Source organism: Natrinema salaciae, assembly GCF_900110865.1.
GTDB lineage: Archaea > Halobacteriota > Halobacteria > Halobacteriales > Natrialbaceae > Natrinema > Natrinema salaciae.
In genome coordinates this window covers 580779-600898 of the sequence record NZ_FOFD01000002.1, presented here as the reverse complement: position 1 = coordinate 600898, position 20120 = coordinate 580779, and the positions used below count along the sequence as shown (strand labels likewise).

Below are 20120 nucleotides of genomic sequence, written 5' to 3'. Positions count from 1 at the left end.
GCTCGGCGAGCGTCCATCGATCGCCGGTTCGCGTGACGACACGCCGCTCGCGACCGAGCGGTGTTCCCGAAACCTTTTGCTGGAGGCGGTAAGCCTACGTAGTATGAAGGAGTCGTTACTGGACATTCTCTGCTGTCCGCTCGACAAACACGACCTGGAACTCGAGGACGCCGAGTACGACGACGAGGAGGTCGTCGGCGGCGACCTCGTCTGTACCGAATGCGGCGAGACCTATCCGATCGAGGACGGCATTCCGAACCTGCTGCCGCCGGACATGCGCGAGGAGACCCCGGCCTGAGCGGCCCACCTGATTATGTCCGGGACCGAGGTCACCGTCCACGTCAACCGCAGGGCCGCCGACGCGCTCGAGGTGGCGACCGACGCCCTCGAGACCAGCGAGTCGTTCGCGCTCCACCTGACGGGCCACGAGACGCCTGCACACGTCCACTGTCGGCTCGACGGTGACCTCGAGCGGATCGCATCGGTCGACGGCTCGAACCACTACGTCGAACCGGACGCCGTCACCGCCGTGCCGGTCACCGTCGACACCGACGCCGTCGACGCCCCAGTCGACGGCCGGCTCGAAGTGCTGACCGGGTACGGCTCCGAATCGGTCTCGATCGCCGTCACCGTCGTCCCCGGGCCGCCGGGCGTCGACGTCGACGAACGGCTCGCCGAACCCCGCCGACCGGACCCCGACCCGACGCCGCTCGAGCGGATTCTCGACCGAGTCTCCGCCGTCAGCGGGCTCGATGCGGGAGCGCTCGCGGTTCTCGCGCTCGGGGTCGTCGCGGTCGGTATCGCGGCGGTGACGACGGCGACGATCGGCGGCCCGGTCGCGACGGCGGGGATCGCGGTCGTCGTCGCCGGTCTCCTCGTCGCCCTGTTCTTGCTGGTTCGGTAGCGGACCGACCCGGCCCGCTCACGCGACGTCGATCGTCGCTCGGTAGGCCGTCCGTCCGTACCGACACGGCGTTCCGAACGACGTCTCGTGATCGACCTGCGGATCGCGGTCGACGTGGCGGGCGATCAGCTGGATCACCGTCCGAAACTCCATCGTGATCCCCGCGCGTCCCGGGAGCGTGTCCCAGTTGACGTGTTCCTCGCTGTAGGTGCCGGATCGGACCGCTTCGTCGAGAATGGCCGCCTGCCCGCCGGCCAGCCCCGCCGCGTCGAAATCGAGGGGCCGGTCCGGTCTCTCGTCGACGTCGGATAGGGTGAGGGTATAGGTATAGCCGGTTTCGTCGTCCGCCGCGCTCGAGCACCCGGCGACCGCCGGGACGGGGGCGACCCCTGTGGCAGTAGCGAGTAGTTCGCGACGGTTCACGACCGGAGTGTGCGACTCCCCGAACACGAAGGTTGTGGCCGTGAGACGGCTGGTCGTGGGCGGCTAGACGACTACTCGTCGACCCGCGTCGCCTCGAGTCCTCCCTCGTCGTCGAACCGCTTGGCCCGGAGATAGCGGGCTCGGTAGCGGTTCGCACCGTCGTAGACGTCGGCCTCGCGGATCTCGTCGGTGCGACCATCCGCGACCGCGTCGATCAGCTCCTCGAGCTGGTTCAGCTCGCTGGTCGTCAACTCGAGTTCGTAGGTGTGTTCGTCCTCGGACTCGAGGGTGGCCCACTTGCGAGCGGCGGCGATCACGAGCGAGCACGGTTCCCGACAGGGGAACGGACCGTCGCCGCCGTCGCCGTCGAGGTCGTCGCCCGCCTCGTACTGCCACTCCCGCCGGCGCAGACACTGGGAGTCGACGCAGCAGGCCTCGGTCAGCCACTCGACGGCCTCCCGGGGGAGTTCGTCGACGACGTCGTAGATGCCGGTCTGTCGCTCGGCGGTCTCGAGCCAGTGGTCGACGTCGAGGGTCCCGCGCAGTTCCCGGTGCCAGTTGGCGACCGTCGCTGGATAGAAGAACTCGACCGTCTCGACGAGGTCGTCGCCCGAGAGGCCGGTAAACGCCCAGCCCGCGGACAGCGTCGGTGCGGTCTTCAGCGGCCGGTAGCGACCGTCCTCGTCCTCGGTCGCGAGTTCCCGCGCGTCCCGCGGGTCGTCGTAGACCTCGAGGTCGGCGATGTCGCTGTCGGCGTCGTCGACGTGCCACAGGTCGTAAACGCGTTCGCCGTCGGGATCGTCGACGTCGACGAAGCGAGCCGTAATCGCGAGCTGTCCCCACTCGCGATCGATCCCGTCGCGGAGCGCGTCGTAACGTTCGGGGACCGCGAGTGCGGTCGCGTCAGCGCCGACGGGATCACCGCCGTCATCGTCGTCGTTCCAGGGGGCGGACGCGTCACCCGCCTCGGCGTCCGCGAGCGGGGCCCGCTCGCACCACCGGAGGAACGCGCGTCGGGCGGTCCCCTCGCCGCCGACGGTCTCCTGCCAGTAGCGCCAGTTCGTGACGTACTCCTCGGCCGACTCGAGCGCCTGCCCGAGGGTGGATTCGTCGAGATCGGTCCACTCGTTTGCCGGCGTCTCGAGGACGTACTCGCCGTCCGTTTCGTCGATTCGCAAGCCGTCGAACGCGATGCCCGACGCTGCGCGTTCGAGCAGCGCGTCGAGGGTTGCCGTCGCCACCGGCACGCGTCAGTCCCCCGCGCCCGCTCCGGCGTTCGTCTCGGCCTCGGTCTCGGCGACCGAGGCGGCGAGTTCGCGAACCGCCTCGCGGGCGTCGCCGATGTCGGCTCCGGCGTCGGCCGCCCGCTCGAGGACGACGTCGGCCATCAGGTCCTCGGTACCGACGGCACCGGTGTACCAGATCCGGTGACCGTCGACGTCGGCCGGCACGTCCCAGTCGAGCCGGTAGTCCTCGGTCAGCCCCATGTCCTCGGGGATGTCCTCCTGCGTGTGGTAGCCGTCGGCGATAAAGAGCGGGACGACGACGATATCGTCGCTCTCGAAGTAGTCCGTCACGTCGTCCACCTCCGGCGCTTCGTCCATGAACAGCGCCTTCACCTCGTCGAACCGGTCGCGCTCGGCGATGCGGTCGCTGTGGTACTCGATGGCCTTCGCGGAGTTCTCGTTGCGCTCGGTTCCGTGGCCGACGACGGAGAGCCCGACTCCGTCGCCGACGTTCGGATCGTCCGTCGCGGTCTCCGCCCGCTGGACGATCACGTCCGTCATCGCGTCGTGTGTCCCGACCGGCCCGCAGTAGTGGATCGTCTTCCCCACGTCGCTCGCCTCGAGCGTAGCCTGCGACGCGCTGGTCCCGTCCGACTCCCACTGCTCGGGATCCCAGTCTTCGAGGCGCAGTTCTCGCGGGATGACCTGTTCGGTGAAGTAGCCCTCGCTGATGAACAGGGGAACGACGAACACCTCGTCGGACTCGAGGGTGCGGATCACCTCGCGGAAGTGCGGTTCTTCCTTCCAGAACGCCTCGCGGACTTCGTCGAACGCGCCCGTTTCGCGGATCGCGTCCGCGTGGGCGTAGGTCGGATCCGAGGCGTCCGGATTCAGGTGCGATCCGTGTGCCGCGATGACCAGCGCTTGCATGGGCGGCGCTTAGGATGGAGACGGTATAGGGACTTCGCTGCCGGTCCGCGTCGCCGGGTCTGGAGACCGAGGACGCGCCGCTCGCGCCGGTGGCGTCACGACGGAACGGAAACCGAGGTCCGCGCTTCACAGCGCGCCGACTGCGCTCGCAACTCGGCGACCGCGGTGTACTCGCCCGGCACGGGATCGGACCACTCCGCTTCGTAGGTCGCTTCCTCGCCGGGAGCGATCGTTTCGGAACTCAGCACCTGTGCGAACATGCGCCCCTCGGTGAACCGCCAGACCTCCGCCCCCTCGTCGTCCTCGAGGACGAATTCGGCCTTGCACGCGTCCGAAAACTGGAGGTCGACCGCCTCGTCGCCCGTGTTCGTCACGGTGAACACGAGCATTACGGCGTCTCTGGTCCCGTCGGCTGCCGTCTCGAGCGATCCGTCGAGCGTCATGGCTCGAGTGTTGTCCCCGCCGCTGATAGATCTTTGCCATATCGGTGCGGAAACGAACCCGAGACGCGAGCCTACCGGGAGAGGACGACGTTGTCGAGGTAGCTCGTGTCGTCGCCCGCCCGGTACTCGCCACGGATTCGGAGGGTGTCCAGCTCGGCGAGGACGGCGCGGAACGTCGCTTCGGTCGCGATCGGGTCTCGACTCGTCAGATCGATCCAGGTGGCGTCGGCCGACAGCGGCACCTCGAAGGCCGTCCACGATTCGCCCGGCGTGCTCTCGGGGCCGCGAAACTCGTAGACGAGTTTCGTGTCACCGCTCGCGAGCAGGACGTCTCCTCCCTCGACGGGGTCGGCGTCGAACTGCCGGTCGCTCCGCGCCTGTCGAAGATCGAAGGAGAGGGTGCCGCCGTAGAACGCTTCGCGGTCGCCGAGGAACTTGAACGGGGCCTGGTAGTACCAGGCGACACCACCCTGATTCTCCTCGTCGCTGACGTGGCCGCCGGGATTGCCGCCAGTCGCACGGTAGACGGGACGGTTGCTTCCGCCGTTTTGCGAGATGAGCCAGCCGTCGCCGTCCTCGTCGAACGTGCTCTCGATGCGACTCGGCGGTTCCGGGCCGTCCCCCGCGTTGATCTCGTCGGCGTGGAACGTCTTGGTGAACTGCTCGGTACCCCGCTCGTCGTAGATACCGACCGTCAGCGTTTCGCCCGATTCGTCGACGTCGACGGTGCCGAAGTTGGTGTACTCGCCCTTCGCGAAGAACTCGGTCGGATTGAGGGCCGGATAGAGGTCGTCGGGTTCGCCCGCCGGCGCGCCGAGCGGCCCGGCGATGGCTTCGACGAACTCGAACGTACCGTCGTCGTCGGGATCGTACCCTCCTACGACCGACTTGTGGACGTCGCCGGCGACGACGACGAGGTTCGAGACCGACTCCGTCCGGACGTATTCGACGAGCTCGAGCAGTTCCCCCTCGTAGCCGGTTCGATCCGCAGGGGTCGCCCACGAGTCGGACGGATACCCCAGCGGGGCCGGCGAGGCGAGCAGCTTCCACGTCGCGTCGGAGTCGGCGAGCGCGCCCTTCAGCCACTCGAGTTGCTCGCGACCCAGCAGCGTCTTCGTGCCGAGTTCGACGTTCGGATCGCGATACTGGCGGGTGTCGATGACGAACAGTTCGACGTGTTTCCCCCAGCGGAACGAATCGTAGAATCGGTTCGACTCGCCGGGTTCGGCCTCGTCGTCCCGGTCGAGCGGCCAGTACTCGCGGAAGGCCCGCCGCCCCTCGGGCATCAACGGCTCGATCGGCCCGGCGAAGTTGTTGATGACCTCGTGGTCGTCCCAGACGGTGTACACCGACGTCGTCTCGAGCAGTTCCTGTAGATTCGTCCGTTCCGCGATCTCTTCGGGGGGATCGCGCATCTCCTTGTACTTGTCCCGGTAGATCTCGAGGGCCTCGTCGAGAGGGGTGTTCGCGGTGATCTTCCCGGCCGGCGTCTGCGCGTCGGCGTAGATCGTGTCCCCGTGATAGAGGAAGAAGTCCGGTTCTCGCTGTGCGATCGTCTGTAGTCCGGGGAACGGCGGCTCGACGGGGTCGTCCCCGTACCCCCACGTGTCGCCGCTCCAGGCGAACGTGACGCGCTCCTCCTCGTCGGGGGCCGGCGCTGTGACGAACGTCCCGCTTTCGACGGCATCGGGAAGCAACGCTTCGATCGACTCGTCGCCGCTGTGGTCGCCGCGTTCCGCTTCGCCGCGGGGGCCGCGTCCGTCGTCTCGGTCGTCCAGGGGCCGGTACGTCTCCGCCGCCCGCGTGGCCCAGACGTGATAGCGATACCGGGTCCCGGACTCGAGTTCCTCGAGTCTGACGTGGCCGGTGTGATCGGTCTCGACGTCGACCGCCGTCCGATCGTAGCCGACGCCGTCGAACCCCTGGTCGTGGCTGTACGCGACGTGAACGGTCGCGTCGCGGTCCGCGCGTGCCCAGACGGTCGCGGTGGTCGCGGTAACGTCGCCCACCGCGACGCCGTGCGTGAGCGGGACGAGACCGCCGCCGTCCCCGCCATCGTTCGAGCCGTCGATACCGTCCCGTCCGGGGTCCGCGCTCGCGGTTCCGACGAGGCCGGACGACGCCGCGACCAGCCCGATCGCCTGGAGGAACGTCCGCCGATCGTTCGTCGTCGACTCGTCTCGTCCGCCGGTGTGTCGTTCCGTCATACCTGCGGTTCATTCCTCACGGCACCGATACAATATCTTATATAATTTATATAAATTCGAGTAATTTAGGAACAGAACGGATCTGTCACCGTCCCACCGGTATGTATCCGTTCGTAGTAACCGTTACCCGGTCCCTGTCGACGAGTGTCGACGATAGTCGAGAGCGCTACGTCTATTTGTCCCGGACACGAACTTGCGGGCGTGCAACTGGTCGGTTACGAACCGAGCGGTCGCGGGGCGGCGCTGCTGATGAGCGACGGCAGCGGTGGCGTCGACCGCCACCCGCTCGAGTCCGGTGACGACCTCGCGTACTCGCTCGGGGAGCGCCACTGCGCCGGCACCATCGACGACGGCGAGCACGTCTCCTGCGAGCGATCGACAGCGCCCTACTGCGACTACCACACGAATACGTGGGTGTGTGCCCGCTGTACGGGGACCTGCCTGAAAGACGAGATGGACTGTTACGAGGCGCACGCCGTCTACATCGCGGCGTTCGCCCCCGACACGTTCAAGGTCGGGGTCACGAAGCACCGCCGGCTCGAGACCCGTCTGTGCGAGCAGGGCGCCGACCGCGCGGCCCACGTCCACACCGTCTCGAACGGCCGAATCGCGCGGGAACTCGAGGCCGAGATCGCGACGCGACTGGTCGATCGCGTTCGAACCGGCCAGAAAGTCGCTGCGCTGGCGGCCGACGTCGACGCGGACGGCTGGGAGTCCGTCCTCGCGGCGTTCGACGTCATCGACCAGTTCGCCCTCGATTACGGACTCGACCTCGAGGCTCGGCCGGTCCGCGAGACGATCGCCTCGGGGACGGTCGTCGGCGTCAAGGGGCGACTCCTCGTCCTCGCCAACGGCGGGACGACCTACGCCGTCGACATGCGCGATCTCGTCGGCCACGACCTCGAGGCGGGCCCGACGGACAGGGACCTCCAGTCGTCGCTGGGATCGTTCGGGTCGCCGTAGCCGGCCCCGCCGTCCGCGATCGCCGGTCCCGTCGCGGATTGCTCACGCGGGGGCTACGGGCCGATCCCTTCGACGGGAACCTCGGTCTCGCAGTTCGGGCACGACGCGTGTTCGTCCGACCCGGTGTAGGTCCACGCCGTGCCGCACTCGTGGCAGGTCAGCTCGGCCGGCTCCGGCGACTCCGCTACGTCCGTCTTCAGCCCCCGCAGCCGCGAGACGACGGCTGCGAGATCGTCGATTTCGGTATCGTCGATCGGAATGCCGGGCCGGCGCTCGGCCGCGTCGGCCGGGTCGGTGGCCCTCGAGACGAGTCGATACGCCGCCGGCTCGTCGTCGCTCGCGTCGACGATCGCGAACGGTCCCTCGCTGACGATCGGCTCTCGGTCGGTCGGATCGTCGGCCATACGGACGATACCGGCTCGTTCCGGGTCCGTCTTCTGCAAGCAGGGGCCGACGAACGGGTATCCGAAACATGGCAACCCTTTTCCCCGACGCTACAGAATCCGATGGTATGACGGACGAAAACGACTCCCCCGACGAAGACGCAGGCGACGACAGCGAGGAGAAATCGTTCCGCGAACGAGTCGAGGAGATCCGCGAGAAGCGAGCCGAAGAGGGCGACGGCGAGGGAGAACCCCCGGAGAGTCCGTTCGGCGGCGGCGGTGGCGGCCCCGGCGGCCCCGGCGGCATGGGCGGCGGCAACCCGTTCGCACAGATGATGGGCGGCATGATGGGCGGCGGTCCGGGCGCTGGCCCCGGCGGTCCCGGTGCCGGCGGGCAGGACGAGAGCAACGAGGAACTCGTCCGCGAGGTCCGACAGCTTCGCGACGAAATGCGCGACCAGACCCGCGCGCTGAAGCGCATCGCCGACGCGCTCGAGGACCAGTAACGGCCGTTCGGCCGTTCGACTCGTTTTTGCTGCTTTCGTCTCGCGTGCAGCGACGTGGATACCGCGGCGGCGGTCGTGACGCGCGCGGCTGTCGCCGCGCTCAATTCTCGTGTCTGACGCGGAGTCGATCTCGATCGTCGTACCGAAAGCCGGCGTCTTCGAACGCGGAGCGGGCCGCCCTGACGTCGACATCCCCGTCAGCGCCCAGAAACGGCGTTTTGGGGTCGTGGTCGTCCCACTCGAGACTCTCGGGCACCCACTCCTCGGTAACGGGGGTCGCGACGGGGCGAGCGTGGCCGTAGAAGATCTCGTCTGTCAGCCACTGTTTGTCGATCAACTGCGCGATCAGTCGCCGGAACCGGTAGTTGTTAAACGGCGCTTTGCGCGCGTTGAACCCGAGCACGTAGAAGGTCCACGACGTCGACTCGCGCAACTGACCGCTGCCGGACTCGTCGATATCGCCGAGGACGTTCGTATCGAGGGGCAGACTCGTCACGTCCGCGCTGCCGTCCGCGACGACCCGCGCTGCACCGGCGCTGCCCGGATGGATCGCGAACGTACACTCGTCGATCGTCGGTTCGGGGAGTTCGTCGGTCGTTCGCCGCGTGAAATGCATCTCGTGGCGTTCGAGTTCGAGTCGGTCGCCTTCGGTCGCGTCTGCGAACTGGAAGGGCCCGCTCCCGACGGGCGGCATGTTATCCGCGACGATCGCCTGCGTGGTCCCCTGGGCGATCGTGGGACCGCCCGGCCCTATGACGTCGTTCGTCCGCTCGCGCCAGACGTGGGCCGGAAGGATGGGCACGAGGAACGCACGCTCACCGACCGTCTGGTTCGTATCGACGGTTATCTCGAGCCGATCGTCCCGGCGAATGTCGACCGCCTCGACGGCGTCGATCTGCCCTCGATAGCGGGGCGCGGGCGACGGCGCTTCGTGGTTCCCGAGCGAGACGTCCTGCAAGAACCGATACGTGAACGCGACGTCTTCGGCGGTCACGGGGACCCCGTCGTGGAACTCGCAGTCCGGTCGGAGGCGAACGTCGGCCGTGTCCCCGTCCCACTCCCAGGACCGCGCCAGCCACGGCTGGATCGCGCCGGTCCCGTCCTGCGTTCCCAGCGAATCGTACAACAGGTCGGTGATCGTTCCGCGACCACGGTAGTCGGTCGCGATCGGATTGAGGTTCTCCGTCGGTCTGGCGTCCGTGTGTGCGACGCCGAGCGACTCGACGTCCACGTCCGGATCGAGGCCGAGATAGCCGTGTCGCGTCGCGAGGTGGCCGTCTTCCCAGCCGTCGAACCGATCCGCGTTGACCATGCGGTGTTCTTCGGGGACACAGATCGGGACGAGCGGTTGTTCGGACGCGATCGCCTCGAGCACCTCCGTGACGGCCTTGCGACGCTCCTCGCCTTCCGCGCGACGTTGCGCTTCCAGGAGTTCGTCGACGTTCTGGTTGGTGAACCCGAACGGGTTCTGCCATCCAGACTCGTCGGTGAATCGGGAGTACAGCGCCTCGTAGAGGTAGTCGGGGTCGGTTCCGCCCGGATGACGCCCGATCCAGATGTCGAAATCGTGGTTGTAGAGCACCGTCCGCCGGAAGTCGATCTCCGAACGGATGTCGCGCGAGACGTCGATCCCCACGGCCTTGAAGTTCTCCTCGAGCTGACGGGCGATCCGGACGCTCTCCCGATCCGCGTCCGCCGGAAGCGTCGTGATGGACAGCGAGAGCTGCTTGACGTTGTTCGGGAGGACGATCTCCCGGACCTGCCGAAGGCAACCGCTGCTCGAGACCGTCAGCCCGGCCGTCGCTGCCAGCATCGCCCGCCGGTTCAGGGTCCCGTCGTCACTTTTGCGACTCCTGCGGTTCTGGGCGGCCCGTCTCCCGTTCATTTCGTTCGTTTCTCATAGTTGCAGAGCCACGATATAACAGTATTGTGCTCCGCTCGAGCCCGTAGAAATATCGATGCGTCTCGACACTGGCTCGCGATTGCGGCCGTCGACGGGCCGAGGCCGGTCCCGTCGTCGGTCGGCGGTCAGTCGTCTCGCTTCGGCCAGGGAAGCCGATCCTCGATCCGGTGGACGTGATCTTCGAACAGTTCCGAGATCGACCAGCGGCCGATGAGGTGGTCCGAGAGGACGACACAGGCGGCCGCGAGCACCAGGCCGGCGGTCACGTCGATCCCCCAGTGGATTCCGAGGTACATCGTCGAAATCGCGACGCTGGCTGCAAGCACGACCGCGACGGGGAACCACTTCGGGAACTCCGACCGCGTCATCGTCGCGAACGCGGCGACGGTCGCCGACAGCGACGTGTGCAGCGACGGAAAGACGTTGGTGTTGCTGTTGACCTCGCGGGTGAGATACTGATATTGCGGATTGGTATCGTACAGCATCGTCGGCGCGACCTCCGCGGGCATCAGGTTTCGGGGCCCGTAGGCGATGATGAAGATGTAGAGGACGAGCCCGATCGCGTAGTTGAGCGCGTAGGCCGCCAGCAACCGGCGGAATATCCGCGTATCGGAGAGCGTGAAGTACGCGATGACCGGAAAGATGAGCAGGAACGTGTAGCCGTAGACGTAGATCGACGTGAAGTACGCATTTAGCTCGGGAGACGCGATCGACTGGAAGATCAGGATGAACTCCCCCTCGACGTTGTAAAACAGCGAGGTGAGGTGGAGCCCGACCTCTCGAGAGAGTCGCGGGGCCCGCTGTCTGGCGACGCGATTGATCAGGAGGACGACGAGCAACACGGCGATGATCGGGGCGGTCTTTCTGAGCCGGCTCCGCCACTCCGCGTACGTCCGCACGAGGCGCTTACGACCGATAAAGACGGCTATCGATATCGGGAGGAGAATCCCGATAACGATAGCGAGCTGGATCAGCACCTCGGCGAGCATCGCTTCTAGTAGCCCCCAAGAAGTCTGCCGTTATCATCGTACCGGAACCCGGCTCGTTCGAACGCCGCCTTCGCGGCTTCGACGTTGAGTTGCCCGTCCGAGCCGGCGAAGGGCGTCACCGGATCCGCTCCGTTCCACTCCAGACTGTCGGGAACCCACTCGCCGGTCACCGGCGTCGAAGCCGGCGTCGCGTTCCCGAAGAACACGTCCTCGACGATCGTGCTCTTGTCGATCAGCTGCGTGACCGCCCGACGGAAGTGCGAGTTACTGAAGGGGGAGTTGCGAACGTTGAACCCGATGTGGTAGAACATCCGCGATGGCGACGACAGCTTTTGGACGGCATCGGAGTCGGGGATCGCACCCAGCGAGTGGGCGTTGAGCATCGACGCCGTCACGTCCGCACCGCCGTCCTCGACCCGACCGATCGACGAGATGCTCCCGGGATCGACGGTAAACCGCAGTCGATCGACGGTCGGTTCGGGCAGGTCGACGTCCTCGCGGAGCGTGAAGTGATCCTCGAAGCGCTGGAAGACGAGGGACTCGTCTTCGCTTCGACTGTCGAACTGGAACGGACCGCTTCCCACGGGCGGCATATTGCTTCCGGTGACGATGCCCCACCGCCCTTGCTGTGCGGTTACCTCGCCGTCAGCAGTGCGCTGGTCGACCCGGTCGCGCCACACGTGTTCGGGCAGTATCGGAACGGTAAATACCCGTCTGGCGGCCTCCCGGCCACCGGTTACGGTGATCGTCAGCTCGTAGTCGTCTTCGACCGTGATCTCGTCGATCACGCCGATATGGCCCTGATACCGCGGTGCCGGCGACTGGATCGACGCCCGCCCCAGCGACGTGTCCTCGAGGAACCGATAGGTGAAGGCGACGTCCTCGGCGGTTACCGGTTCGCCGTCGTGGAACTGACACGCTTCTCGAAGCGTGATCGTCACCGTCCGCGTCGCGTCCCGGTCCGGTGAGTCGGACGCCGAATCCGTCGGCGCTTCGGCGAACTCCCAGGACCGGGCGAGCCACGGTCGGATCTCACCCTCGTGTTCGGTCCCGAGGGAGTCGTAGATCAGATCCACGGTCGTCCCGCGGTTTCGAATCGTCGCCGACAGCGGATTGAGATTCCGCGTCATCCGGCTGTCGGTCACGAGGGCGTGCAGTTCCTCGACACCGGTGGCCGGCTCGAGGCCGAGATAGCCGTGGCGGGTGGCGAGGCTGCCCTCGTCCCAGCCGTCGAACCGATCGGTCCCGGCGACGCGGTGTTCGTCGGGAAAGCAGATCGGTTCGAAGGGCTTCTCCTGAGCCAGTGCCTGCAGGACGGACTCGATGTGTTGCTTGCGTTTCTCGCCGTCGAATCGCCGCTGGTTCTCCAGGAGGGTGTCGAGGTACATGTTGGTGAACCCGAAGGGGTTCTGCCAACCGGCTTCGCTCGCGAACGTGGAGTGGAGGGCCTCGTAGAGGAAGTCGGGATCGTAGTCGGCCGGATGGAGGCCGACGTAGCAATCGAAGTCGTGCTCGAGCAGGACTGCCTCGAGCAGTTCCGACCGCGATCGCGTATCCAGCGAGACGGCGATTCCGGCCCGCTCGAGGTTCTCCTCGAGTTGTCGGGCGATCCGGACGTTCTGTCTGTCCGCGTCCGCCGGAAGCGTCGTGATGGACAGCGAGAGTTGTTCGGTTTCGGTCTGGTCGACGACGCTTTGCACGCGATCGACGCAACCGCTCGTCGTGATCGCCGCACTGGCCGCACCGGCGGCCAGAAACGAACGCCTGCTAACGCCGTCGTCGGATGGGGGAGAGGACCAATTCATACCGTTGTATAGCACCGCTTTTCAACCAATATGTAACAATACTGTGCACTACAACCGAATGCGTAGTAGGGTAAAGAATCTTTTCAATCAGCCGCACTTTCGCCTCAGCTGTAGGATGCCGCGAGAGTAGTTGACAATCCGCTCGACGACCGCGGACGGTTGTCCCGTCGGCGGAGCGCAACATCAATACGGGAACCGACGAAACGAGGGGTATGGATATCGCCGCCGAACGGATCGAGCGGCTTCACGAACTCGCTCGAGCGGCGGCAGCGGACGGCGAAATCGACCGCGCCCGATACTACGTTCGCCTCGCGCGGCGGGTCGCGGAGCGAAACCGGTTGACGCTTCCGCGGGAGTTTCGCCGATTCACGTGCGATCGCTGCGACGCGTACCTCCGACCGGGGAAGAACGCCCGCGTCAGATTACAGGACGGTCACGTCGTGATCACCTGTGACTGCGGTGCCCACGCCAGATATCCTTACGAGGAGTAACCGCCGTCACGCCCGCGGCGCGACGACGGCCGGTTTCCGCTCGATCGGTATCGTCTCGGGATCGGATTCCGAATCGCGAAGATTGAAACGGCTCGCTTCGCTATTCGGGGCTATGGATACACAGGAACGCAAGCGGCGCGCACACGATCTCGACGTCACCGTCTGGGTCGGCAAGAGCGGCATCGAGTCGGTCGTCGACGAACTCGACGATCAGCTCTCGGACCGGGACCTCGTGAAAGTGAAATTCCTCCGCGCCGCTCGAGCGGGGAGTTCGACCGAGGAAACGGCAGCCGATCTCGCCGACCGCGTCAGCGCCGATCTGGTCGAGACGCGCGGTCACACGGCAGTGGTCTATCGATGAGTGTCGGGGCTGGTCCGGTCCCACTCCAGAGCGAGGACCTCGGTCCGATCGGCAACGAACTGGCTGACGCGGGACTCACCGCGGCGCAGGCCGGGGCCGCCGAGGGGGCGATCCGCTTCGTCGTCGGGTTCGTCGCGATCTGGATACTCGGCCGACACCTCGTGTTGCCGCTGATCAAGCGGGCCATGGACAAGCGAGGGCTGGACGAACACGCGCAGAACCCGCTGTTGATGCTGACCAAGTTCGGGGTCGGATTCCTCGCGCTCGCGATCGCGTTCGGCTTCGCCGGCTTCGGGAACTTCCTCGTGTCGATGGCCGGCATCGCGGCGGCCGGCGCGCTCGCGGTCGGGTTGGCGATGCAGAACGTGATCTCGAACTTCGTCGCGGGCGTGTTCATCTACACCGACAAGCCGTTCCGCATCGGCGACTGGATCGAGTGGGACGACGGCACCTACTCGGGCGTCGTCGAGGACATCAGCCTCCGCGTGACCCGCGTCAGAACGTTCGACAACGAGCTGTTGACGGTGCCGAACTCGGCGCTCACCGACGACGTGCTCAAAAATCCCGTCGACGCCGACAAGCTCCGCCTGAAGTTCGTCTTCGGGATCGGCTACGACGACGACATCGAACGGGCGACCGACATCATCGTCGACGAAGCCGAGCGCCACCCCGACATCATGGACGATCCCGCACCGTCGGTCCGACTGACGGAACTCGGCGACTCCGACGTCGGCCTCCAGTCGCGGTTCTGGATCGAGAACCCGTCTCGAGCGGACTTCGTCCGAACGCGAGGCGAGTACGTCACTGCGGTCAAACGACGCTTCGACGAGGAGGGCATCGACATCCCCTACCCCGTCCGCACGCTCGAGGGCGGCCTCGAGTTCGGGACGGGCAAGAGCATCGTAGAGCCGGCCGAGTAGCGGCACCGATCCGCCGATCGGTCGGTGTCGCGGCGACTCAGGAGATGTCCTGAACGGTCGCGTTCGCCGGCGGCTCGAACGCGAACGTCTCGTCCTCGAGGCCGGTGTTGAAACTGACCGACTCGAACCGTTCGGTCAGGACGATCCGCTCCCCGTTCGGTTCCTCGAACACCACCTTCTCCCGCAGCGGATACTCGTACTCCGTGTCGATCCACAGCGTTTGCTCGACGGTCTCGAGCTCCCGCCGCGGACTACTCGTCTCGATGGCGTAGACGTACTTGGTGTCGCCGACGATCGCCGAAATCCCCTCCTCGACGGTCTCGTTTTTCGCCTCGACGTCGAGCACGTAGGTTTCGCGGCCCGCGACCCGTTCGGTGCCGCGATACTCGATGTCGTACTGCTCGAGCAGCCGTTCGGCCATCTTCGTCCGGTTCGCTTTGACCGATTCGCTCTCGAACGGCTCGTCGGGTTCGAAGTACTGGGCGACCTGCGAGTCGGGGTAGTAGAACCAGTTTTTCGTCGCGTTCGACACGTAGAGGTTCCCAATTGTCTCCGGATCGGACGCGTTGAGCACTTCGGTTCGTTCGTCGACGTACGGCCGTTCGTGGACCCGGAGGCGTTCCGTCACCGTCACCGTGCCGTTGGTCACTTCGCTCGTCCGGTTGCCCTGCACGTCCTCGAGGTCGTCGGCGTGGACGTACGCGCCCTCGAATACCGCTTCGGGATCGACATCGGGCCCCTCGTCACCGTCCGGGGGCGTGTCGAGTGCCACGCAACCGCTCAGGAGGACACTCGCGAGGACGATGCCGAGGACAGCCACGAGTCGTCGCGTTGTCATTGCTGGGGTAATTTCGGAGGATGATAGTAGTCTTTTCTGTTGCAGTATTCGGGCTGGGATCTGGCGGTCGGTCGGGAGAAATATAGTCCGCTGTGTGGAGCGGCGGCGCGACACGCGGCGCTCGTCGGAAACTATCGTCCGGTATGAATGCGGACGGCCGCGGTTGCCCGACGTTCCGGCCGGGGGAATCTCGGTTGCCTTCTCCACCCCGCGACCCGTCGAGCGACAGGTGTCCGGCGGTCCACTGCTCGCTTCCGCGCCTGATGGGCTGTCGCCGACTAACCGCGATGGGTCGTCCCTGCGGACGGCCATCGCGGACCGCTGTCCCCGACGGACGAGGCTTCTCTGTTGGCTCCCGAGGCCCCGGTCGGTCTGACCGGACGCCCGCGGTGTTCGGTCCCCGCTAAAGACCATAGCGCGGGTAGCGAGCAGGGCCTAACTGCCCGACCTAGTCCATCCAGTCCTTGGGCGGCTGACCTTAAGGGCCTTTCGTCTCCCCGACCGCCCGACGGCACCGAGTTCGCGCGGGACCCGGTGGACGAAGCGCCGCGAGGGGACGAACGGATCGGTCACCGCGGTTCGGTCTCAGTCGGGGGACTCGTCCGTGCCGCGAAGGGCGTGCAACCCCGCGCTGGGGTAGAAGACGGTCCCGCCGGCGACCGGTGCGATCCGGTCGCCGCTGGCGCTCGTCGCGTCGGAGCGGTATCTCCACAGGAGCGTCCCGTCGGTGCAGTCGTACGCCTCCATCGTGTTCAGCCCGCTCACGTAGACGACGCCGTCGGCGACGATCGGCGGATCGCTGCCGCCGACCTCGGTCGTCCACCGCTCCGTCCCGGTACCGACCTCGAGCGCGGTGAGCTGCCACGAGTTCGTGACGTACAGTGTCCCGTCGGCGGCCGCCGGAGAGGTGACTGGTTCCAGCCCCGATCCTCGGCCGGCGCGGTCGACCGACTGCCGCCAGCGTCGGCTCCCGTCACGGTCGAACGCCGCGACGGTTCCGTCGCCGACGGGAACGTAGAGGCCATCGTCGACGACGGTCGGTGCGCCAGTAATCGCGTGCTCGAGGTCGCGCGACCACCGCCGCTCGCCGTCGGCCGCCGACAGCGCGACGAGCTCGAGCCCGCCCTGATAGACCGTCCCGTCGGCGACCGCCGGCGGCGTCGGCCAGTTCGGTCGCCCGTCCGCGAGGGCGGCGGTCCAGCGCTCGCGGCCCGTCTCGAGGTCGATCGCGACGAGGGTCGGCGGGTCGGCGTACGTGGTATCGATCGCGTAGACCGTCCCGTCGGCGACCGTGAGCGGATCGGAGAAGTCCCGGTCGACCCGCCAGCGGTCGGTCCCCGAGTCGGCCTCGAGCGCGACGACGGACGTGCCGATACTCACGACGACCGCGCCCTCGGCGACGACCGTCGCCCCGAAGCTGTTGGTTCCGGGATAGGGCCACTCCCACTCGATCTCGCCGGTCGCGCCGTCGAGGGCGTAGACGACCGTCTCCGCGCCGTCGCCGACCGAGTGGCCTTCCGCGACGTAGACCGTTCCGTCGACGACCGCCGGCGGTCCGATTCCGTACAACGAGTCGTCGGCACCCTCGCGAAACGTCCAGGCGGCATCGACGTCGGCGGTCGGACCGCGTCCGGGCGCTGCGCCGGCGTGGGCCGGACCGTACTGGTGCATTCGGTACGGATCGGCGTCGGCCAGCCGCTCCCGCAACGCCGCCGTCGACCCGGCCGACTCGGTCGACTCGCGTTCGTCGCCCGTCGGATCCGTCTCGTCCCCGTCGTCTTCGAACGCGCCGAGACAGCCCGCTAACCCACCCAGCAGCGCCATCCCCGCGGCAGCGAGCAGGTCGCGGCGGTTCCCCCCGTCGATCGGCGATTCGGTCCCGAAATTCATCGGTCCGTGATAGCGACTGGCGAAATATATAGCCGGGTGGTGTCGGTTCGAAAACACCTCGAGATCGGCGCTCGAGTCGCGGGGTCGACCGTCGCTGGCGTCCTGGCGGGTCGTTCGCGACCGACCACGGGGGTTCGATATCCGTCAGACCGGCTCGACGAACGGCGTGTACATGCGGTGCGTGTTCGGACAGCCGCCGAGCCAGGCGGTGCCGGCGTCGAACTCCCGGGCGTAGATCCGGCGGGTTCCGTCGTCGGTGCCGAGCGTATCGCCGGTGTCGGTCCAGTCGGCGAGCCACGTGGGGGGATCGACCTCGTCGTCGTAGGCCACGTAGACCGTGGCGGGCGCGGTCAGTTCCAGGCCGAGGAACGACCGGCGCTCGCCCTGGTGGTCTTCCCGTTCCGGGCGGACGTACTCGAGGCCGGCGTACGTGCCGGGGACGGCGCGAAACGCGGTCTCGTCGTAGACGTACGATCGCTCGCCGCGTCGCAGTCGGCCGCGCTGCGAGATCGACCCGCGGGCGGAGACGACCCGCGCGACGATCCCGTCCTCGGATGTCGGACGGGAAGCCGTCGTCGCCGTCGCGAGGGTCCCGCCGGCGCTGATCCCGTACGCCTCGTGTAACGCCCGATTCGACTCGCCGACGAGGGCGGCGGGGTCGACGTCGGTCAGCTCGGACAGGGCGTCCCCGCTCGGCTCGACCGCTGCCAGATCGTCGTCGGTGGGGTACGGCTCGAACGCGGGCGCTTGAACCGGCGCGGCGAGTTCGTCGCCGTCCACGCTGACCCCGCCGTCCGGCCTGAACAGCGCGTAGAGGTCCCGCTCGAGATGCGCACCCGCGTGGACCTGCTCGCGACCGCCGTCCTCGAACGAGCAGTCGTCGATCTCGATCCGCCGCGCCGGCGTCCACTTGCGGTCCATCCCGTCGACGGTCTGGACGTCGATCCAGTTGTCGAAGGCGACGCCGCGGATCGGACACTCGCCGCGGGACGGCGCTCGGACGCCGACCGTCCAGCCGGCGATTTCGCCGCCCTCGAGGCGGACGTTGACCGGCGCGTGATTGCGGTTGATGCCGACGCCGCGGGCGTCGCCGTCGCCGGCGATCAACCGAACGTCCCGAAGGGCGACGTTCGCGCTGTAGCGGATCGAAATCCCGTTTGCACCGCCCTGTCCGCCGCCGTGGTTCGGAACCCGCAGCGAGCCCCACGCGCTCGTGAGCCCGCCGATGTTGTACGCGGTAAAGTCCTCGACGACGCTGTACTCCTCGACCCGGTCGTGATGGTTGCCGAACTGGTGGCGCGAGACGTCGAGGCCGCCGCCGGAGGCGAAGACGGTGTTGTTTCTGAACGACCGCAGTGCGACGTAACTCGAGGGGACCATCCCGTCCTCGACGCGGTCGGATCGCTTCAACTCCGGTTGACCGTCGACGTGCTCGAGCGGGAGGTTGGCGCGGACGCCGGTGACGCCGCCGATCTCGTTCGCCGGGACCGTCGCGTCGGGCTTGGCGCGGGTCCAGTAGACGAACCCGAAGTGGCGGTGGCCGGCGGCGACGTTGTCCTCGACGGCGACGGCGGGCCCCTGAAACCAGAAACCGTAGCCGCCGTGGCCGAAGTCGTCGATCGCGCCCTCGCGGTCCTCGTGGAACTGGCGGTGGTCCGTGAGTCTGCCGGTCCCTCGCGAACGGAGGGCGAAGTTGCCCTCGAACCGGCCGGTCTCGGTGCCGACCTCGGCGACGAATCCGGACCCGAAGACGCGATAGGAGACGTTGTTCGTGAAGTGGACGTAGCTGCGGTGGTTGACGAAGCCCCAGCCGGGACTCCCCTGAACCACGCAGCCGTCGACGACCGCGGGGTCGCGATCCGTCTCGGTCCCCGTGCGGTGGAAGTGGCAGGCGTAGCGCGCCTTCGGGTTCGGCTCGGCGTCTTCGGGCGGGACGCCGTTGTCGGGGTTCGTCACGGGTCGGGACTTGTCCGTCCGGCCGAGTTCGCGGAACTCGACGCCGCGAACGGTCACGTCCCGGCTCATGAACATCACGTGCCCCCGCCGCGGGATCCGATCCGTCTCGGACTGAAACCGGATCGGCCGCTCGAGGTGAGCGACGTACGTCTCGAGGTCGTCTCGCGGCGGGACGTGATCGTACTCGAGGGACGCCTCGAGTTCGACCGTCGATCCGTCGATCCCCGCGACGGTCACGCGCTCGTCCTCGTCTCGGTCCGGGTTCACGCCCGCGACGACGAGTCGGTCGCCGGCGTGCCAGCCGGTCGGCCGCTCCGCGAGGCGGAGCGCGGCGTCGCCGCGTTCGGGCGGTTCAGCGAGCGCAGTAAACGGGGTCGTCTCCGCGCCGTGCATGCGGACGGTCGCGCCCTCGAGCGCGAGCAGGCCGCGGCTGTGGCGATCGGGGTCCCAGTCGGTATCGATCGGCGCGCGATCGGTGAACGTGATCGCGGCCGAGCCGCCCTCGGGATCGCCGCCGATCGGTTCGTCGGCCGTTCCGGCCTCGAGTCGACCGCTGCCCATTACGACGATAGTGTCCGCGGCGAGGTGGGTGTCCGCCGTCGGATCGAACCGAAGCGTTCCGTCGATCCGGATCGTCCGGAGCCGCGCGTCGGACTCGTGGTCGACCGTGACCGTCGTCTCCGCGGGAATCTGTACGTCGGCTCCGTCGTCCGGAACGTCGTCTTCCCACGCCGACGCCGCGGTCCACCGCCCCCCTGTCGCGCGATGCGTTACCTCGCTTTCGGGAACGAGTTCCGCGACGCTCGCCGTCTCGGCCGACTCGGCGGCACCCAGCAGCCGACCGCGGTATCGAAGTCCGGCTCCGAGCGTTCCGGTCCCGACGGCCCCGAGCCCGATCCCCTTCAGTAACGTCCGTCTCTCGGTCGCACCATCGCGGTCCGACGCGTCGTCACCGTCCGTCATAGTACTCGATGCCTTTCGT

At 67.3% G+C, this 20120-nt stretch carries 19 protein-coding genes and 1 other RNA gene; 7 read left to right on the top strand and 13 right to left on the bottom strand.

The window, feature by feature from the left end:
- The first annotated feature begins 103 nt into the window (after positions 1–103).
- Entirely contained in the window at positions 104–298 is a 195-nt protein-coding gene (locus BMX07_RS08215; protein ID WP_090616650.1) for a methytransferase partner Trm112, read from the top strand.
- 15 nt (positions 299–313) lie between these two features.
- Positions 314–904 carry a DUF7524 family protein gene (locus BMX07_RS08210; protein WP_090616648.1) on the top strand — a complete coding sequence of 197 codons (591 nt, stop codon included), beginning with the start codon at positions 314–316 and terminating at the stop codon, positions 902–904.
- 18 nt (positions 905–922) lie between these two features.
- Here BMX07_RS08210 and BMX07_RS08205 read toward each other — a convergent pair whose 3' ends face one another.
- From BMX07_RS08205 to BMX07_RS08185, 5 genes are all read right to left on the bottom strand, one after another.
- Positions 923–1327 carry a hypothetical protein gene (locus tag BMX07_RS08205; protein ID WP_090617209.1) on the bottom strand — a complete coding sequence of 135 codons (405 nt, stop codon included), beginning with the start codon at positions 1325–1327 and terminating at the stop codon, positions 923–925.
- A 71-nt stretch (positions 1328–1398) separates the two neighbouring features.
- Complete coding sequence (locus BMX07_RS08200; RefSeq protein ID WP_090616646.1) at positions 1399–2574, bottom strand: DR2241 family protein; 1176 nt, start codon at positions 2572–2574, stop codon at positions 1399–1401.
- A gap of 3 nt (positions 2575–2577) precedes the next feature.
- Complete coding sequence (locus BMX07_RS08195; protein WP_090616644.1) at positions 2578–3483, bottom strand: CbiX/SirB N-terminal domain-containing protein; 906 nt, start codon at positions 3481–3483, stop codon at positions 2578–2580.
- Between the two features lie 95 nt (positions 3484–3578).
- Positions 3579–3926 (bottom strand): BsuPI-related putative proteinase inhibitor, encoded by a 348-nt coding sequence (locus BMX07_RS08190; protein WP_090616642.1) that lies wholly within the window; start codon positions 3924–3926, stop codon positions 3579–3581.
- 71 nt (positions 3927–3997) lie between these two features.
- Positions 3998–6133, bottom strand: coding sequence for an alkaline phosphatase D family protein (locus BMX07_RS08185; RefSeq protein ID WP_090616640.1), 2136 nt, complete (start codon positions 6131–6133; stop codon positions 3998–4000).
- A gap of 201 nt (positions 6134–6334) precedes the next feature.
- On the opposite strand from BMX07_RS08185, the gene BMX07_RS08180 reads away from it, so the two are divergent.
- Positions 6335–7096 (top strand): DUF2797 domain-containing protein, encoded by a 762-nt coding sequence (locus BMX07_RS08180; protein WP_090616638.1) that lies wholly within the window; start codon positions 6335–6337, stop codon positions 7094–7096.
- A 53-nt stretch (positions 7097–7149) separates the two neighbouring features.
- On the opposite strand, the gene BMX07_RS08175 is transcribed toward BMX07_RS08180, so the two are convergent.
- Positions 7150–7500: a hypothetical protein gene (locus BMX07_RS08175; RefSeq protein ID WP_090616636.1), complete on the bottom strand. Its 351-nt coding sequence runs from the start codon at positions 7498–7500 to the stop codon at positions 7150–7152.
- Positions 7501–7607: 107 nt separating this feature from the next.
- Here BMX07_RS08175 and BMX07_RS08170 point away from each other — a divergent pair, with 107 nt between their 5' ends.
- The gene (locus BMX07_RS08170; protein WP_090616634.1) at positions 7608–7985 is read left to right on the top strand and encodes a hypothetical protein; all 378 of its coding nucleotides are present in this window, start codon (positions 7608–7610) and stop codon (positions 7983–7985) included.
- A 100-nt stretch (positions 7986–8085) separates the two neighbouring features.
- Here BMX07_RS08170 and BMX07_RS08165 read toward each other — a convergent pair whose 3' ends face one another.
- From BMX07_RS08165 to BMX07_RS08155, 3 genes are all read right to left on the bottom strand, one after another.
- Complete coding sequence (locus tag BMX07_RS08165; RefSeq protein WP_090617207.1) at positions 8086–9798, bottom strand: ABC transporter substrate-binding protein; 1713 nt, start codon at positions 9796–9798, stop codon at positions 8086–8088.
- Between the two features lie 215 nt (positions 9799–10013).
- On the bottom strand, positions 10014–10877 hold the full coding sequence (locus BMX07_RS08160) for a phosphatase PAP2 family protein (protein ID WP_090616632.1): 864 nt from the start codon (positions 10875–10877) through the stop codon (positions 10014–10016).
- A gap of 5 nt (positions 10878–10882) precedes the next feature.
- Positions 10883–12682, bottom strand: coding sequence for an ABC transporter substrate-binding protein (locus BMX07_RS08155; RefSeq protein ID WP_090616631.1), 1800 nt, complete (start codon positions 12680–12682; stop codon positions 10883–10885).
- Positions 12683–12894: 212 nt separating this feature from the next.
- On the opposite strand from BMX07_RS08155, the gene BMX07_RS08150 reads away from it, so the two are divergent.
- The 3 genes from BMX07_RS08150 (at position 12895) to BMX07_RS08140 (ending at position 14454) form a co-directional block, all read left to right on the top strand.
- The gene (locus BMX07_RS08150) at positions 12895–13173 is read left to right on the top strand and encodes a ribonuclease P protein component 4 (protein WP_090616629.1); all 279 of its coding nucleotides are present in this window, start codon (positions 12895–12897) and stop codon (positions 13171–13173) included.
- A 112-nt stretch (positions 13174–13285) separates the two neighbouring features.
- Positions 13286–13534, top strand: a complete 249-nt coding sequence (locus BMX07_RS08145) for a YhbY family RNA-binding protein (RefSeq protein WP_090616627.1) — start codon at positions 13286–13288, stop codon at positions 13532–13534.
- On the top strand, positions 13531–14454 hold the full coding sequence (locus tag BMX07_RS08140; protein ID WP_090616625.1) for a mechanosensitive ion channel family protein: 924 nt from the start codon (positions 13531–13533) through the stop codon (positions 14452–14454). The genes BMX07_RS08145 and BMX07_RS08140 overlap by 4 nt, the downstream gene beginning before the upstream one ends.
- A gap of 37 nt (positions 14455–14491) precedes the next feature.
- Here BMX07_RS08140 and BMX07_RS08135 read toward each other — a convergent pair whose 3' ends face one another.
- The 4 genes from BMX07_RS08135 to BMX07_RS08120 all read right to left on the bottom strand — a co-directional run bounded on the left by BMX07_RS08135 (position 14492) and on the right by BMX07_RS08120 (position 20101).
- Positions 14492–15292 carry a LolA family protein gene (locus BMX07_RS08135; protein ID WP_090616623.1) on the bottom strand — a complete coding sequence of 267 codons (801 nt, stop codon included), beginning with the start codon at positions 15290–15292 and terminating at the stop codon, positions 14492–14494.
- Between the two features lie 147 nt (positions 15293–15439).
- An RNA gene (gene ffs / locus BMX07_RS08130) (signal recognition particle sRNA) lies at positions 15440–15751 on the bottom strand.
- A 126-nt stretch (positions 15752–15877) separates the two neighbouring features.
- On the bottom strand, positions 15878–17182 hold the full coding sequence (locus BMX07_RS08125) for a PQQ-binding-like beta-propeller repeat protein (protein ID WP_245742076.1): 1305 nt from the start codon (positions 17180–17182) through the stop codon (positions 15878–15880).
- 144 nt (positions 17183–17326) lie between these two features.
- A complete protein-coding gene (locus BMX07_RS08120) occupies positions 17327–20101 on the bottom strand; it encodes a G8 domain-containing protein (RefSeq protein ID WP_175480086.1) in 2775 nt (924 codons plus the stop codon).
- Between the last annotated feature and the right edge of the window lie 19 nt (positions 20102–20120).

What these genes read in the sequence shown, in the direction of transcription:
- BMX07_RS08215 (WP_090616650.1), top strand. Translation starts at nt 104, where the DNA reads ATGAAGGAGTCGTTACTGGACATTCTCTGCTGTCCGCTCGACAAACAC.
- BMX07_RS08210 (WP_090616648.1), top strand. Translation starts at nt 314, where the DNA reads ATGTCCGGGACCGAGGTCACCGTCCACGTCAACCGCAGGGCCGCCGAC.
- BMX07_RS08195 (WP_090616644.1), bottom strand. Translation starts at nt 3,483, where the DNA reads ATGCAAGCGCTGGTCATCGCGGCACACGGATCGCACCTGAATCCGGAC.
- BMX07_RS08190 (WP_090616642.1), bottom strand. Translation starts at nt 3,926, where the DNA reads ATGACGCTCGACGGATCGCTCGAGACGGCAGCCGACGGGACCAGAGAC.
- BMX07_RS08185 (WP_090616640.1), bottom strand. Translation starts at nt 6,133, where the DNA reads ATGACGGAACGACACACCGGCGGACGAGACGAGTCGACGACGAACGAT.
- BMX07_RS08175 (WP_090616636.1), bottom strand. Translation starts at nt 7,500, where the DNA reads ATGGCCGACGATCCGACCGACCGAGAGCCGATCGTCAGCGAGGGACCG.
- BMX07_RS08170 (WP_090616634.1), top strand. Translation starts at nt 7,608, where the DNA reads ATGACGGACGAAAACGACTCCCCCGACGAAGACGCAGGCGACGACAGC.
- BMX07_RS08165 (WP_090617207.1), bottom strand. Translation starts at nt 9,798, where the DNA reads ATGCTGGCAGCGACGGCCGGGCTGACGGTCTCGAGCAGCGGTTGCCTT.
- BMX07_RS08160 (WP_090616632.1), bottom strand. Translation starts at nt 10,877, where the DNA reads ATGCTCGCCGAGGTGCTGATCCAGCTCGCTATCGTTATCGGGATTCTC.
- BMX07_RS08155 (WP_090616631.1), bottom strand. Translation starts at nt 12,682, where the DNA reads ATGAATTGGTCCTCTCCCCCATCCGACGACGGCGTTAGCAGGCGTTCG.
- BMX07_RS08150 (WP_090616629.1), top strand. Translation starts at nt 12,895, where the DNA reads ATGGATATCGCCGCCGAACGGATCGAGCGGCTTCACGAACTCGCTCGA.
- BMX07_RS08145 (WP_090616627.1), top strand. Translation starts at nt 13,286, where the DNA reads ATGGATACACAGGAACGCAAGCGGCGCGCACACGATCTCGACGTCACC.
- BMX07_RS08140 (WP_090616625.1), top strand. Translation starts at nt 13,531, where the DNA reads ATGAGTGTCGGGGCTGGTCCGGTCCCACTCCAGAGCGAGGACCTCGGT.
- BMX07_RS08135 (WP_090616623.1), bottom strand. Translation starts at nt 15,292, where the DNA reads ATGACAACGCGACGACTCGTGGCTGTCCTCGGCATCGTCCTCGCGAGT.
- BMX07_RS08125 (WP_245742076.1), bottom strand. Translation starts at nt 17,182, where the DNA reads ATGAATTTCGGGACCGAATCGCCGATCGACGGGGGGAACCGCCGCGAC.
- BMX07_RS08120 (WP_175480086.1), bottom strand. Translation starts at nt 20,101, where the DNA reads ATGACGGACGGTGACGACGCGTCGGACCGCGATGGTGCGACCGAGAGA.